The sequence below is a fragment of the Marinicrinis sediminis genome, from assembly GCF_042685085.1.
GTDB classification, from domain to species: Bacteria; Bacillota; Bacilli; order Paenibacillales; family KCTC-33676; genus Marinicrinis; species Marinicrinis sediminis.
In genome coordinates this window covers 301,501-316,931 of the sequence record NZ_JBHUMM010000010.1, presented here as the reverse complement: position 1 = coordinate 316,931, position 15,431 = coordinate 301,501, and the positions used below count along the sequence as shown (strand labels likewise).

Annotated in this window: 13 protein-coding genes; 3 read left to right on the top strand and 10 right to left on the bottom strand. The window is 47.3% G+C overall.

The annotated features are described in order from the left end of the window. Positions 1-55: 55 nt before the first annotated feature. The 6 genes from sufU to ACFSUC_RS07315 all read right to left on the bottom strand — a co-directional run bounded on the left by sufU (position 56) and on the right by ACFSUC_RS07315 (position 5,215). Positions 56-481 carry a Fe-S cluster assembly sulfur transfer protein SufU gene (sufU, locus tag ACFSUC_RS07340; RefSeq protein WP_379928881.1) on the bottom strand — a complete coding sequence of 142 codons (426 nt, stop codon included), beginning with the start codon at positions 479-481 and terminating at the stop codon, positions 56-58. Then, complete coding sequence (locus ACFSUC_RS07335) at positions 468-1,694, bottom strand: cysteine desulfurase (RefSeq protein WP_379928880.1); 1,227 nt, start codon at positions 1,692-1,694, stop codon at positions 468-470. Before ACFSUC_RS07335 ends, sufU begins: the two co-directional genes overlap by 14 nt. Beyond that, complete coding sequence (gene sufD / locus ACFSUC_RS07330) at positions 1,694-2,995, bottom strand: Fe-S cluster assembly protein SufD (RefSeq protein WP_379928879.1); 1,302 nt, start codon at positions 2,993-2,995, stop codon at positions 1,694-1,696. The genes ACFSUC_RS07335 and sufD overlap by 1 nt, the downstream gene beginning before the upstream one ends. Positions 2,996-3,033: 38 nt before the next feature. Beyond that, complete coding sequence (sufC, locus tag ACFSUC_RS07325) at positions 3,034-3,867, bottom strand: Fe-S cluster assembly ATPase SufC (RefSeq protein WP_379928878.1); 834 nt, start codon at positions 3,865-3,867, stop codon at positions 3,034-3,036. A gap of 115 nt (positions 3,868-3,982) precedes the next feature. Further along, positions 3,983-4,552: a DUF1802 family protein gene (locus tag ACFSUC_RS07320; protein WP_379928877.1), complete on the bottom strand. Its 570-nt coding sequence runs from the start codon at positions 4,550-4,552 to the stop codon at positions 3,983-3,985. A 204-nt stretch (positions 4,553-4,756) separates the two neighbouring features. After that, entirely contained in the window at positions 4,757-5,215 is a 459-nt protein-coding gene (locus tag ACFSUC_RS07315) for a Dps family protein (protein WP_379928875.1), read from the bottom strand. A 151-nt stretch (positions 5,216-5,366) separates the two neighbouring features. Here ACFSUC_RS07315 and mtnK point away from each other — a divergent pair, with 151 nt between their 5' ends. From mtnK to ACFSUC_RS07300, 3 genes are all read left to right on the top strand, one after another. Then, complete coding sequence (gene mtnK / locus ACFSUC_RS07310; protein WP_379928874.1) at positions 5,367-6,581, top strand: S-methyl-5-thioribose kinase; 1,215 nt, start codon at positions 5,367-5,369, stop codon at positions 6,579-6,581. 12 nt (positions 6,582-6,593) lie between these two features. After that, positions 6,594-7,694: an S-methyl-5-thioribose-1-phosphate isomerase gene (gene mtnA / locus ACFSUC_RS07305; RefSeq protein WP_379928873.1), complete on the top strand. Its 1,101-nt coding sequence runs from the start codon at positions 6,594-6,596 to the stop codon at positions 7,692-7,694. Between the two features lie 237 nt (positions 7,695-7,931). After that, on the top strand, positions 7,932-9,731 hold the full coding sequence (locus tag ACFSUC_RS07300) for an alpha-glycosidase (protein WP_379928872.1): 1,800 nt from the start codon (positions 7,932-7,934) through the stop codon (positions 9,729-9,731). A gap of 84 nt (positions 9,732-9,815) precedes the next feature. On the opposite strand, the gene ACFSUC_RS07295 is transcribed toward ACFSUC_RS07300, so the two are convergent. The 4 genes from ACFSUC_RS07295 to ACFSUC_RS07280 all read right to left on the bottom strand — a co-directional run bounded on the left by ACFSUC_RS07295 (position 9,816) and on the right by ACFSUC_RS07280 (position 15,090). Further along, positions 9,816-11,504 carry an alpha-amylase family glycosyl hydrolase gene (locus ACFSUC_RS07295; protein ID WP_379928871.1) on the bottom strand — a complete coding sequence of 563 codons (1,689 nt, stop codon included), beginning with the start codon at positions 11,502-11,504 and terminating at the stop codon, positions 9,816-9,818. Positions 11,505-11,514: 10 nt separating this feature from the next. Further along, positions 11,515-12,354: a sugar ABC transporter permease gene (locus ACFSUC_RS07290; RefSeq protein WP_379928869.1), complete on the bottom strand. Its 840-nt coding sequence runs from the start codon at positions 12,352-12,354 to the stop codon at positions 11,515-11,517. Then, positions 12,351-13,694, bottom strand: a complete 1,344-nt coding sequence (locus ACFSUC_RS07285) for a carbohydrate ABC transporter permease (protein ID WP_379928868.1) — start codon at positions 13,692-13,694, stop codon at positions 12,351-12,353. The genes ACFSUC_RS07290 and ACFSUC_RS07285 overlap by 4 nt, the downstream gene beginning before the upstream one ends. 64 nt (positions 13,695-13,758) lie before the next feature. Beyond that, on the bottom strand, positions 13,759-15,090 hold the full coding sequence (locus ACFSUC_RS07280; RefSeq protein WP_379928867.1) for a sugar ABC transporter substrate-binding protein: 1,332 nt from the start codon (positions 15,088-15,090) through the stop codon (positions 13,759-13,761). Between the last annotated feature and the right edge of the window lie 341 nt (positions 15,091-15,431).

The following is a 15,431-nucleotide window of genomic DNA, read 5'->3' as shown; positions in this document are numbered from 1 at the left end:
TCCTGTTTTCTTATAATTGTAAACAACATATAACGTATTGATAACGGCTAATCATCTATTCGGATTCGACTTCATGGAAACCCTTTTTCATGGCATTCCAGGCTAAGGTCGCACATTTGATGCGGGCCGGGAATTTATTAACACCGGATAAAGCCTCCAGCTCTTCATACTCGAATTCCTGCGGCTCTCCCTGCATCATTTTCGAAAATTGCTCCGCCATCTCCGCTGCTTCCTCCAGCGTCTTCCCTTTAATCGCATCGGTCATCATGGAAGCCGATGCAATGCTGATGGAACATCCTTCGCCATCAAAGCGAGCCGATGTAACCTTGCCATCCTCAATGTGCATTTGCAGGACAATGCGATCTCCACAGGTTGGATTGTTCAGCTGAACAGATACCGTTTCATCCTCTGCGGTTCCGCGGTTTCTGGGACTCTTGTAATGATCCATGATCACTCTGCGATACAAATCATCCAGTTGCATAGCCAAAATACTCCTTTGTCTTCCGCAATGCTTGAACCAGCCGATCCACATCTTCCTCTGTGTTGTACAGATAGAAGCTTGCTCTTGCCGTCGCGGATACGTTCAGCCATCTCATCAAAGGCTGGCAGCAATGGTGTCCGGCACGAACAGCGACACCCTCTGCATCCAGCACAGTGGCAACATCATGCGGATGAACATCGTCCAGATTGAATGTGACCAATCCAGCTCGGTCCTGCTGCGGTCCGTAGATTTCGATGCCGTCAATTTCCTTCATTCGCTCCATCGCATACGCCGTGATCTGCTTTTCGTGACGGTCGATGGTGTCCATCCCGATCTGTTCCAGAAAATCTACTGCGGCAGCCAGACCGGCTGCACCAGCAATGATCGGGGTCCCCCCCTCGAACTTCCAGGGAAGTTCCTTCCAGGTAGATTCATACAAATCGACATGGTCAATCATCTCACCGCCGAATTCGACCGGCTCCATTTGCTCAAGCAAAGCTTTTTTTCCATATAATGCACCAATTCCGGTCGGTCCACACATTTTGTGACCGGACAGGGTGTAGAAATCACAGTCAAGCGCCTGCACATCCACCTTGAGATGAGGGGTACTCTGCGCGCCATCTACAAGTATCCTGGCACCGTGACGGTGTGCGATTTCCGCAATTTCTTTAACCGGATTGACCACTCCGAGCACATTGGATACATACACGATCGCAACCATTTTCGTGCGGTCAGTCACGGTTTTTTCCACATCTTCCAAACGAATCGAACCATCCGCTTGCAAAGGAATATATTTCAGAACCGCCCCAGTCGCTTTGGCGACCTGCTGCCAAGGAATCAGATTGCTGTGATGCTCCATCGGCGTCAGCACAATCTCATCCCCTTCCTGGCAGACCGATCGTGCATAACTGGAAGCAACCAAATTGATGGCGGTCGTGGTCCCTCTTGTAAATACAATCTCTTCGCGATGCTGGGCGTTGATGAAGCAAGCCAGCTTATCTCTCGCCCCTTCATAAGCATCGGTTGCTCTTGATCCAAGAGTATGAACACCGCGATGAACATTCGCGTTAAGGTACTCGTAATAATGCTTGATCGTCTCAATCACCTGGATCGGTTTTTGCGACGTAGCGGCACTGTCCAAATACACAAGGGGATGACCATTTACTTCCTGATCAAGGATTGGAAATTGCTTGCGAATCTCGGCTACATTCATTATCCGAGCTTCCTTTCTACCAATTGCGCCAACTGCTCCTTCAATGCAGGAATCGGCATTTCGGCCACGATCGGCTCCAGGAATCCGGTAATGATCAGCTTCGTCGCTTGCTCTCTGCTGATTCCGCGAGACATCAGGTAGTGCAGTTGTTCCTTGTTGACTTGACCGGCACTCGCCGCATGACCAGCGGTTACCTCATCCTCGTCAATCAATAGCATCGGGTTTGCATCCCCGCGCGCTTTCGGACTGAGCATAAGCACGCGCTCCGTCTGTTCGCCGTTTGCATGCGTTGCCCCTTTTTCAATTTTCGTGATGCCATTGATAATCGCGGTCGCTTCATCTTTCATCGTCGCTCTTGTGATCATGTCACTGTTGGAGCTCTTTCCGAAGTGAACGGCACGCGTTGTAATATTGAGCTTTTGAGCCTTCGTACCGATGCAAATCACCTTTGCATCGGAATTGGAGCCATTGCCCTTCAGAATGGATGTCGTATCGGATACGACATTCCCGTTATTCATCTCTCCAATGATCCATTCGATCTTTCCGTCGTTCTCGACATGGGCACGGCGATAGCTCAAATCCGTGGTGCCTTCCTGCAACTGATGGATCGACGCGAAAGTCACATGCGCCCCCGGCTTCACGACCACCTCTGCAACTGAATTGTGTACGGTGTTCGCTCCTTCCGCTTCACTATGCACATAATCCACATAGGTGACTCGGCTGTGCTGCTCGGCCACGATCAGAATGTGAGGTGAAAACTGGGTGTCTTTCTGATCGTGAAGGAACATCGCCTGCAAAGGAATCTGGACTTCTACGTTTTTAGGGACATAGACGAACACGCCCCCGCTGAATCCAGCCGCATGCAGCGCGGCTACCTTGTTCTCATCACGCTGCACGACACTCATCAGATGCGGTTTAACCAAATTCTCATGTACTTTCGCAGCTTCTTCCAAAGACATGAAAATAACACCCTGAGACTTCAAATCCTCTGTAAGCTGTTCAAAAATAACCGATGCATTTTGCTGTACCAGCAAATTCTCGTATTCTTTGCCCTGTAGCACTTCTTTCAGGCTGGCTGGCAGCTCATCATAATGCTGCACGGCCTTCTCTAATTTGTATTGTCCATACTGGTCGATATTCCAGCGATCCAGCTTTGTTTTTTCCAGTTGTGGCAATTCCAATTGACCTGCTTTCTCCAAAGCGTCCAAACGGAGCTGTGTCAGCCATTCAGGCTCTTGCTTGGCACTTGCTGACGCTTGGATCTGTTCACGGCCAATCGGAAGCATGATATCGGTCGTCATTTGCATTCCTCCTGATTGGTTTTGATCCGTCCGAATGTTTACTCAAACTTTGGAGCGGTCGTGTTCATTGGTACTTGAAATTCTTCTGTGTCCTGGCCTACGGTCTCATGCTCAATGCCAAGCTCTTCCTTGATCCAGTCATAGCCTTCTTCTTCCAGACGCTGCGCAAGCTCAGGACCGCCGGACTTCACAATCCGTCCCTGCATCATGACATGAACAAAATCTGGCTTAATATAGTTCAACAAGCGCTGGTAGTGGGTAATGATCAGGAACGAACGCTCGTCATTGCGCATTTCATTGACGCCATTGGCTACGATTTTCAATGCATCGATATCCAGACCGGAGTCGATTTCATCCAAAATACATACCTTCGGATCAAGCATCGCCATTTGCAAAATCTCATTGCGCTTTTTCTCTCCGCCCGAGAAGCCTTCATTCAGGTAACGGTGCATGAACTGAGGGTCCATCTCCAGTTTCCCCATGCTGCCTTCCATTTGACGAATAAACTTGATCAGGGAAATTTCATTGCCTTCTCCCCGTCTTGCATTGATGGCACTGCGCAAGAAATCCGCATTGGTAACCCCGGTAATCTCACTTGGATACTGCATGGCCAGGAATAATCCCGCACGCGCTCTCTCATCCACTTCCATATCAAACACGTTCTCGCCTTCCAAGTAGGCAGCACCCTCGGTCACCTCATATTTGGGATGCCCCATAATCGCGGAAGCAAGCGTACTTTTCCCGGTCCCGTTTGGTCCCATAATAGCGTGAATTTCACCGCCATTCATTTCCAGGTTGATGCCTTTCAGAATTTCCTTGCCTTCAACAGACGCCTTCAAGCCGTCTATTTTGAACAATTGATTTTCGCTCATAAATGAATACCCTCCATGCTTATAGTAATCAATGGTCTTTGATTGATTCTCAGTGATTCTCAATATAGTTTAGTTTATAATAATTATTCTAAACATGCAAACAAAGTCTGCTTATTCAGCGGTCGCTCAATCTTTCCCGAAGCGTGCCCAGCAGATCCTCATACGCCGTTTCGTTCAGCACCGGGCTGCTCTGCTCCAGTATATCATCACTCAGGGCAGGGAGCGGTACTTCAATCCAAGATTTACAACCCTCATATTCTGGTTCCATCGACAGGGAATGCGCCTCAGGAAGGCGGTAGATCCTTAACGGAATTAGATGAAGTGGCTGCTTCTTCTTCCATCTCAAGCGTTCTGCTGCAAACGCCTCTGTCCAAATGTGCAGATCCATAAGTGCTTCCAGCTTGTCTTCCTCATCAATGAGAAATTCCTGTTCCGCAACGGCCACACAATCGATGGTCAGGCTGGATGGCGTGCTCGTTTCTACCAGATGCTGATAGGCTTCCTTCATTAAATGCTTTTTCTGGTGTTCATACGTTGGAAACAAATAAAATCGGGGGTAGGCAAGCTCAAACTGACGCGTTTCTTCCGCGATGCCGCCTTTTCTCATGATCAGAGCCTGACGCCCCTCTTTCAATGCTTGAATAACGGATGCCCATTCTTTTAGGGCGACCGCTTGTGAGCCCAATCGAAACCCTCCTTCGGCATTTGAAAGCTTTGCCTGTGGCATATCAATATGGTGTTCATTATAACGATGATTAGGCTCCCCTTCAATGATCGTTTTGACTTTTTTTGTTGAGAGACCTGACCGATCTCGCCCACGGCGGGCATCTCGTACGTATGTACAGGAAAAGAAGACCCCGCGAAGAGTCTCCGTTCCCGGTTTCACAAATTATTCGGACAAAAATGAATGCAGCATCCAGATATGCTTTTCCAGACTTTCCTGAATACCCAGCAACATATCTCCTGAGACCTGGTCACCCGCGTCTTCTGCCTGGATACGGCTCTCACCCAACTCCTGAACAATCTGCTCAAAATCCGCCTTGACTTGCTGCACCATCTGCGCAGCCTGTTCATTGCCACTGGCTTCTTGCAGGGTCGTGGTCTGCAAATACTCCGACATGCGCGATTGCGGCTTGCCCCCAATCGTTAAAATTCGTTCTGCCAGATCATCGATGACTTGCGCAGCTTCATCATAATAGGCCTCAAAGGTTTCATGAAGCTTGAAAAAGGAAGTTCCTTTCACAAACCAATGATAATGATGCAGCTTCACAAACAGGATGGAAAAATTGGCTACTTGCTGGTTGAGGAGCACACTGACCTCCTGTTTCGTTGCCGTTGCTGTTGTCACACGAACCAACCTGCCTTTCTATAAAATCTCCATATTCATTCTTAGCCTTTCCTGCCTGTCCAAAAGTTATGTCGGTCACTATTCCATGAACGGGGCAATTCAGCTATACTAAATGTCACAAACAAATTGTCGAGGAGACGGAGGTTATACCATGTCGAACTATCATCCTCTCACGGAGCAGGAAGCCATCACGTTGGCACAAACTCATGTGCCACTGCTGCAGCAAGCTACCAGCCTAACCTGCAGGGAGATTGGAGACGGCAATCTCAATCTGGTCTTTCATATTCAGGATACAGACACCAGCAACAGCGTGATCGTGAAACAGGCCCTCCCATATGCCAAAGTAGTTGGAGAATCCTGGCCATTAACACTGGATCGGGCTCGCATTGAGAGTGAAGCCCTTCGCATACAGGGAGAGCTCTGCCCGGAGCTGGTTCCAGCCGTTTATCAATATCTCCCTGAGCTGGCAGTTACCATGATGGAAGACCTGAGTGACCATGTCATCATGCGCAGCGGACTGATCGCAGGAAACCAGTACCCGTACTTTGCTGCACACATCAGCGAATTTTTAGCTCGCACCCTATTTTTCACCTCTGATCTGGGCATAAATCAGCAGGAAAAGAAAATTCAGCAAGGTTCATTTATCAATCCTGAGCTATGCAAGATCACCGAAGACCTGATCTTCGATGATCCCTATACCGATTCGCCCAATAATCAATACAACCCGGCCATTCAAGATGTGGTGGACGAATTGCGCTCAGATGAAGAACTTCACCTGCAGGTTGCGAAGCTGAGACATCAGTTTCTGACCCACTCTCAAGCGCTCCTGCACGGAGATTTGCATACAGGCAGTGTATTTGTAACCAAACAATCTACCAAAGTCATTGATCCGGAATTCGCCTTTTATGGCCCTATGGGCTTTGATATCGGGGCCGTGATCGCCAACCTGCTTCTGAACTATGCCGGTCAACTCGGATGGATGGAAGAGGATCAGAAGCGACAAGCGTTTCAACAATATCTTCTGCATACGATTCAGGAGATTTGGACACAATTCGAATCAAAATTCAGACAGCTGTGGAAAGAGCATGGCGTAGACCGAATCTCTGCCCAGCCTTCGTTCCAGGACGCCTATCTGACCGCTCTGCTGCAAGACACGCTCGGATTTGCAGGCTGCAAAATGGTGCGCCGAATCGTCGGTCTTGCCCATGTCGCCGATATTGATACGATCAAGCAGCCAGAGTTGAAAGAGCAGGCAGAAAGACTAGCCATCCGAATTGGAACGACACTGATCAAGGAACATGATCGTTTCCATCACATTGAACAGCTTATGGACAAGGTTCAGCAACTTCATGCTGAGAGCCTATAGAAGGAGGACACCATGCATTCATCATCCCCATCTCATCCATCATCCACCCCATTGCAGTCGGTCCTGTGGAATCAGGATCATCTCGATCTGCTGGATCAGCGCCTGTTGCCCGAAGAGATTGTCTACTTGCCTCTTAAACAGGCGGAGGAAGTCTGGGATGCCATCCGTCACCTCAAAGTCAGAGGCGCTCCGGCCATCGGAATCGCCGCTGCGTTTGGCGTCTATCTCGGTATTGCGGAAGCAGACACACCTGACACAAAAACGATGCTGCGTCTGATCGAAGAAAAAGCCGCGTATCTTGCCACCTCCAGACCCACCGCAGTCAATTTGTTCTGGGCATTGGATCGAATGAAAGAAAGAGCCCGTGTTTCTGCAGATTTGGTCCACTCGAGTGCTGAGCTGAAGGACATTATGCTGCAGGAAGCCATCTCCATTCAGCAAGAGGATGAAGAAACCTGCCGTTTGATCGGAGAACATGCCCTCAGCCTGTTCAAGGAAGATATGGGCTTGCTCACCCATTGCAATGCAGGCGGACTGGCGACTGCCAAATATGGCACCGCCCTTGCCCCAATGTATCTCGCCCATGAAAAAGGGATGAACATCAAAGTGTTTGCCGATGAAACCCGCCCGGTTCTGCAAGGCGCAAGACTGACCGCTTTTGAATTGCAGCAAGCGGGCATCGATGTGACATTGATCTGTGACAATATGGCCGGCATGGTGATGTCCAAGGGATGGATTGATGCGGTCATTGTCGGCACAGACCGGGTGGCAGCCAACGGGGATGTCGCCAATAAAATCGGAACCTACAGTGTGGCGGTTTTGGCCAAGGAGCACGGCATTCCATTCTATGTCGCCTGTCCTTTGTCTACCATTGATCTCGATACGCCCACAGGAGCCGATATTCCGATCGAAGAACGAGCAGACGAAGAGATTACAGAAGGATTTGGCAAGCGGACTGCACCAAAAGGGATTAAAGTGTTTAATCCGGCCTTTGATATCACCCCGCATGACTATGTCACTGCCATCATTACGGAGAAAGGGATCGTAGAGGCCCCTTTTGAGGAAAATCTGAAAAAACTGTTCGCAGATATGGAGCAGCTTGAAGCGAAGTAAAACGTTTCATACCCATTGATTGGACGACAAATTGTTGGTATAATAGGTTTAACAAAAAGGCAATGCTACCTTACGCTTATAATCAGGAAGCAACCTCGCTCATTCATTCGAGCCCTCAGGCTGGGAATCGAATGTACGAGGTTGCTTTTTTTGTGTACGTTGACTTCGATGCGATTTTTATCTTTTCTTATCGGATGGGCAACAATATCGGTGAAGGCAGCATAAGGAGGAATAAAAATGCTATTGGAAGCCATCTATCATCGTCCCAAGCAAAACTGGTGCTACGCTTACGATCAGGAAACCCTGCACGTTCGCATCCGGACGAAGCGCAATGACATCAGCAAAGTCACCTTGGTATGGGGAGACAAATATCGTTTTGACACATACAAATATGAAACGGAAATGACCGTTTTTGCAAGTGATCGACTCTTCGATTACTGGGAAGCGTCTGTGAAGCCGCCGTTCCGACGATTTACGTATGGTTTCTTGATCCATGGAGACAACGAGCAGGTCTGGTTCGATGAGAAAGGATTTTCTGATGAAATCTCGGACGACATTCCAACCTACTTCAACTTTCCGTACATGAACAAGCCGGATATACATGAACCGCCAGCCTGGGTAAAAGAGGCCGTGTTCTATCAAATCTTCCCGGAAAGATTTGCGAACGGTGATCCGTCTCTTGATCCTGAGCATGTAGAAGAATGGGGCGGAACCCCGACGCCTTACAATTATTTTGGCGGTGATATTCAAGGTGTCATTGATCATCTGGATCATTTACAAAAACTCGGGGTCACCTGTATTTATTTCACCCCGCTGTTTGAGTCTCCGACCAATCACAAATACGACACGATTGATTACATGAAGATTGATCCGCAATTCGGAGATGAGGAAAAACTGAAGGAATTGGTGCGTGAATGCCACCAGCGCGATATGAAAGTCATGCTTGATGCCGTATTTAATCATTCCGGCCGATTGTTCGAGCCTTTCCAGGATGTCATCAAGCACGGTCCGGACTCCAAATATGCCGACTGGTTCATCATTCGTGAATTTCCAATCGACGTCGTGGACGATATCCCGACCTATGATACGTTTTCCTTTGAACGCAACATGCCAAAGTTCAACACAGAAAATCCTGAAGTGAAAGAATATCTGCTCAACGTAGCCCGTTACTGGATTGAAGAAGTGGGCATTGATTCCTGGCGTCTTGATGTCGCGAATGAAGTCGATCATCAATTCTGGAGAGAGTTCCGTCAGGCTGTTAAGGAAATCAACCCGGATGTGTACATTCTGGGAGAAATCTGGCATGATTCGATGATGTGGCTGCAAGGGGATCAATTCGATGCAGTCATGAACTATCTCTTCACCAATTCTGTACTTGATTTCTTTGCCAAGGACGCGGTGGACAGCAAGCAATTCGCAGAAGCTATTTATTCCCTGCAAGCCTTCTACCCGCAGCATATTTCCGAAGTGATGTTCAACCTGCTGGACAGTCACGATACACCACGTCTGCTCCATATGTGTCAGGAGGACAAGCGTAAAATGAAGCTCGCTGCGCTCTTCCAGTTAACCTATACCGGAGCGCCTTGTATTTATTACGGAGACGAGTTTGGTTTGACCGGAGAAAACGACCCAGGATGCCGTAAATGTATGGTTTGGGAAGAAAAAGACCAGGATCTCGATCTTTTTGACTTTTATCGCAATCTGATTGCTCTGCGCCGCATGTATCCGGCATTCCGGACAGGTTCACTGACCTTCTTGCAAGCCGAAGCGGAGGACAAGCGTCTCGTGTATGAGCGCCGAGACGAGCATCACAGCTTTATCATTGCGGTGAACAATGAAGATAAGGCACAAACGATTTCCTTCCCGCTGGATCAAGGCAGATATGAAGATGTATGGGCAGGCGATCCGTTTACACATGAACAGGGTCTGTACAGCGTCTCGCTCCAGCCTTATGATTTTGTTATTTTGAAGAAACAGCTGAAGTCCACGGAAGTTCCAGAAGGATCCGCTCCTTTTGCCAACGCAGCCTGCAATTAGATCATCAACAAAAAAATCCCCGATTCCGCTTCTATCGCCGGATCGGGGATTTTGCATTTCAGCCATTGTCTGGCTCATGTTTCCTTATTTCAGAATCACAATACCGTAAGCCGGTACAGTTATCGAACCCTCATCTATCGAAGCCGCTTCATCAGAAGCGTAGAGCACTTCCTCATAAGACTCGTCAGCATCCAGCGTTACCTGTACAGGCTCTGGGCCCAGGTTAATCAAAACCCCTGCTTGCTCTTCATTGGTAAGGCGGGCATACGATACGATCGCATCCGATTCTGTCTCTACACCCAGTGAGCCGATCATCCCATCGCTGAGAGCGGCAGAAGCATTGCGCACATGAATCAGATTGCGGTAATGGGACAACAGGGATGCCGGATCTGCGGATTGCTCTTCCACGGATGGAAGGTCATCGCGATTGGAAATCCATCTCTCCCAGGTCGTCTGACCTGTCTCTATCGCGCCATCGGTGTACCAGATCATCGGTTCACGAATTTGCTCATCTGGTTTCATACCCAGCATGCCAATTTCCTCTCCGTAGTAAATAAACGGATTACCCGGCATCGTCAGCAGCAGGGATGCTGCCGTTTTGGCATGGTTGACATCGTTACGCAGTACACTCATCGTGCGATTCTGATCATGATTAGTCAAAAACGGGGCATCAATAAACTGCCCGTTTGATGTATCATTAAACAACTTGTAGATTTTCTCCAGCATAGTCGTCAGACTCTGTGCAGATTCCTTTTCTGCCATCGTTAACATTTTCTCTGCAAGTCCGAAATGGAACGTGGAGTCAAAAGCCGCCGCATAGGGAACCGATTTTACTGCCGCGCTATCATAGATTTCCCCGAGCAAATATACATCTGGTTTTGCTTCCTTCATGCCAGCCTGAAATTCCTTCCACCAAGCGATATTCTTTTCCACTATACTCTCATCATTCACATGAGACTGCAAATCTTCATAAATATGCTTGGCTGCATCAATACGGAAACCATCTACGCCAAATTCCAGCCAATGCTTCCCGATTTGAATCATTTCCTTGCGTACTTCTTCATTGTCGAAATTTAGATCCGGCATACCACTCCAGAAGGTTCCGAGATATTTCCCTTCCGTTCCACGATGCCAGGCAGGTCCACCCGTTGCACTGAAGCCGGTCTCGCTATCATCTCCCCATACGTACCAGTCCCGATACGTACTGTCGACATTTTGATTGGCTTCTATAAACCATGGATGCTCACTGCTGGAATGATTCACGACAAGGTCCATAATGATTTTAATTCCTCGTTTGTGTGCCTCATCCAGCAATTCCTTGAAGTCTTCTTTCGTTCCGTATTGCGGGTTAATGTCATAGTAATCGGTCACATCATATCCATGATAGCTTGGTGAAGGGTTAATCGGCATCAACCAAATTCCTCCGATTCCCAGGTCAGAATCGGTATCCGGATTTCCATCGTTCAAATAATCGAGTTTCTGAATAATGCCTTGCAAATCCCCGATGCCATCACCATCCGAATCGTAAAAGGATCGAACGAAAATTTCATAGTAGACTGTACCAGGTTGTTCGTCCACTTCCACTGTAACGGCGTCATTCCCGCCATTGTCAGCTTTTTCATTCTCATGGACTGCTTCATTTTCTGTTTTGGATGACGATTCATTCTTCGCATTATCATTGTTAGAACAAGCACCCAGGACCAATATCAAAGTCAGCATGGTAAAAAACAGGAGCCTTTTCAGGCTCCTCATAGAAGTTGTAGATCGTTTCATTTCTCTTTTATCACCCTTTTTGAGCTCCTGCGGTCAAACCTTCAACAAGTAGACGTTGCAGGAACATAAATAATAGTGTTACCGGAATCGCTGCCAGTACCGCACCCGCTGCGAACGTGGTGAATTCTGTACTTGCGTAGGAGTTGACCATTTCATACAAGCCAACCGCCAGCGTCCATTTATCACGTGTACGAAGAATCAGTCGTGCGAAGATAAAGTCTACCCATGCTCCCATAAAGGTTGTCAGGGATACATAGACGATAATCGGTTTGGACAGCGGAAGCATAACCCGCCAGAATGTAACGAAATGACTCGCTCCATCGATTCTGGCTGCTTCCTCCAGGCTTTTCGGTAAGGTATCGAAGAACCCTTTGGCCACGAACATCCCGAGGGCAGCCCCGGCCGCGTATACGATGATGAGCGCCAGATGCGTATCCAGCAAATTCATCTGCAGGAGCAAAATGAAGATCGCGATCATACTCATGAAACCAGGGAACATCCCGAGTACAAGTACCGTCGTCATAATGGTCTTTCTGCCTGTGAAACGGAAACGCGAAATCGCATAGGCCGTCAATATCTGAATGAGTGTCCCTAAAATCATGCTGGAAATCGCGATTTTAAGGGTGTTCAAATACCATTGTGTATAAGGAAGCTGTCTGGTTTCACTTTCCTCAAACAAACTCGCATAATGCTCTGTCGTCACTTCATTCGGTACGATGGAATCCATAAACAGGGAATTCCCAGTCTTGAGTGAAGACATGACAATCCATAGTGTCGGATAAATAACAGCAACCGCAATGAGAATAAGCAGGATATAGCTGATCGCCAGCTTGATCGGTGATTTTTTCATTGAACCATATCCTCCTCTTTAAATGACTTGGTCTGTCGGAAGTTGTAGATGGACAGAGAGGCGATAATGATAAAGATCAAAATACCAATCGCGGATGCGAAGCTGTACTTCTGATTATCCAGTGCCAGCTTATACAACCAGGTAACCAACAGGTCTGTCGTACCGGCCAGATAGTAGTCTCCGGTCTTCGGATCTCCGTTCGTTAAGAGGTAGATCACGTTAAAGTTATTGATATTTCCAGAGAACTGCATGATCAAAATCGGCGCCGTTGCGAACAAAATATAAGGCATGGTGATGTTTTTGAATTTTTGGAAGCTGGATGCACCATCTACATCGGCAGCCTCGTACAGATCCTTCGGAATATTTCCGAGCAATCCGATAACCAGAATCATGGAGACCGGAATCCCGATCCACATGTTGACGAAAATAACCGTTGCTTTGGCCCAGGTCGGATCATTCAGCCACTGGATGCCGTCCAGTCCAAACCATCTCAAATACTGATTGATTGGACCAAATTGATAGTTCAGCATGTTGCGGAAGATCAACAGGGAAATAAATTGTGGAATCGCATATGGGATAATGTAAATGGTACGCCACAAAGTCTTGTATCTGATTCCGGGCTGCTGAATGAGCATAGCGACAAGGATACCACCAAAATAGGTTGTAACCGTCGCGAGTACAGCCCAAATTAATGTCCAAGTTAATACGCCAAAGAATGTTTTGCTCCACTGTTTCAGAGTGAGCAAATCCTTGAACGTGTCAAAACCTACCCAGTCGACCAATCCTTTTGGTGGAATGTGATCGGGTGCTGAATAGTTCGTAAACGCCATCAGAATCATAAAAATAATCGGCATGATGGTGAAGAACAATACCCCGATTGCCGGTAAAAACAGCAAAACATATGGAAAGTTATGTGTAAAACTGTGTTTGATGGATTGAAGGAAGTTGCGGGAAGGGTACCCCTTGTCCCTCATTTTTCCTGTATTGCGTGCATCATAGATGTTGAAGATGTACGCCAATACAAGCAAAATGATGACCAATAATGCAATCAAACCAAAAATCATGAGGAATACAGAATGATCCCCATCTGTTTTGACAAATCGTCCATTCACTTTTTCAAAGCCTTGTCCAGTCGTTCCGAGTGTAATAAGACCTTGAAGATCTGAAAACAATCGCGTCACGAGTAAATATATTCCCACGATTTCCGCAGTCAGGAATATGAGTGCTTTCCCAATTTGACGGTTATATAGCTGACCTAATCCCATGAAAACGGCGGATAGTATGGTGGCTGTTCTCGTATGATTGCCCATTTTTCTCACCAGCCCCTCTCTCAAATTCATAAATCACCCGCCGACCTGCGGACGACGGGTGAAATATTCTAGATGTCTGTCTCTACTCTGTCTATTACTGGTTGATGGCGGATCTCATTTGATCTACCATGTTATCCATTGCCGCTTTCGGATCAGTACCGTCATTCCAGATAGAAGCCAGTGCAGCTTCGATTGGTGCCCAGTATTGAGCCATTGCGTCGATTTTAGGCATTGGTGTGGAGTTTTTGAACTGCTCCAGGAACACGGAAGCAAACGGATCGTTTTGAACAAGTTCACTTTCTCCAAGCTCTTTGTTTGCAGGGATGTTACCGAACATTTGGAATGCTTTTTCCTGTGCTTCCTTGCTAGACATGTAGCGTGCAAGCAATGTAGCCGCATCCGGATAAGCGGTGTTGGCATTGATGTACAATGCTTTTACACCGGAGAATGGCTTCAGGATCTCGCCATTGTCCATTTTTGGATACATATGAACGCCCAGGTTGTCGCCCAGAGATTTCTTGAATTCTTGTGTCTGCCAAGGACCGCTTACGTTCATAGCCAGTTTGCCTTCGTTGAACAAGCTGGTTTTGATATCAGCCGTTACGTCTGTAGATTGAAGAGGAAGAATTTCAGTCAGGGACTGGAAGAAAGTTGCTGCTGCAACTGCGCTCTCACTGTTCAGACCCAGATCTGTTTCGTCTTCACCGTTGTTACCGAATACATAAGCGCCATATCCACCGAAGAATCCGAAGCTCCAGTATCCGTTGTGGATTTCCCACATGTACGCATATTTGTTATCAGCCTTGTTGTTGAAATCTTTTGCAAATGCTTTGATTGCATTGAAATCTTCCGGGAATTCACCGTTAGGTACAAGAGACTTGTTGTAGAATACAGCTGTTGTTTCTACTGCTCTTGGAATTCCGTACATTTGACCATCGATGGTTACCGCACCGACTGCCAGTTCCTGTGCTTCACTCTTCACGATTTCTGCTGTAGCATCATCGATTGGAAGAATAACACCGGAAGTAACACCGGAACCAGTTCTGTCATGAACAGCTGTGAATACGTCAGCACCTACACCTGCAGGTCCATCTGTAATCATTTGTCCCATGGATTTGTCAGCACCTTGCTCTGCAAACTCAACTGGAACGCCATACTCGGCTTCAAATTGTGCGGCCATTTCTTCAACAAATGCTTTCTCTTCACCGCTGTCCCAAATCAGAAGCTTTGCGCCTTCTTCAGGTTGAAGATCATCCACAACTGCACCGCCATTGTTTTCAGCTCCGCCAGTATTGTTATTCTGTGCGTCGTTTGTTGGTGCATTTCCGTTGTTCGCGCTGTTGCCATTTCCGTTGTTGCCCCCACAAGCTGCAACAAATACAAGTGCTAATGCCAAGACCAGAACGAGCAGACTTCTCATCTTCATAAGACAAGACCCACCTTTACTTATATTTTTTGTCTTTTGCCTTTCCTTCCTGTAATTCACCAGACTGAAAATGCTATCTAGATTATTTGCGATAATGGACTTCCTTATACAACCATGGGGTCATTCTATAAGCTCTGTAGTGCCCGATGAACCTGCGCCGCTGCGCAATCGTTTGTACAAGTCCATTTCACGCTATTCCCTAAATTCCAATTTCAGTATTGGTTGACAGAAAGAAAACGCTTTATCGACTGTTTTTATCATACAAAAACTTGACCAAGAATAAAAACGTTTGCACAATTCGTTTTTAGTCATTTTCACGGTGTTTTTTTTGTTTATCTTGC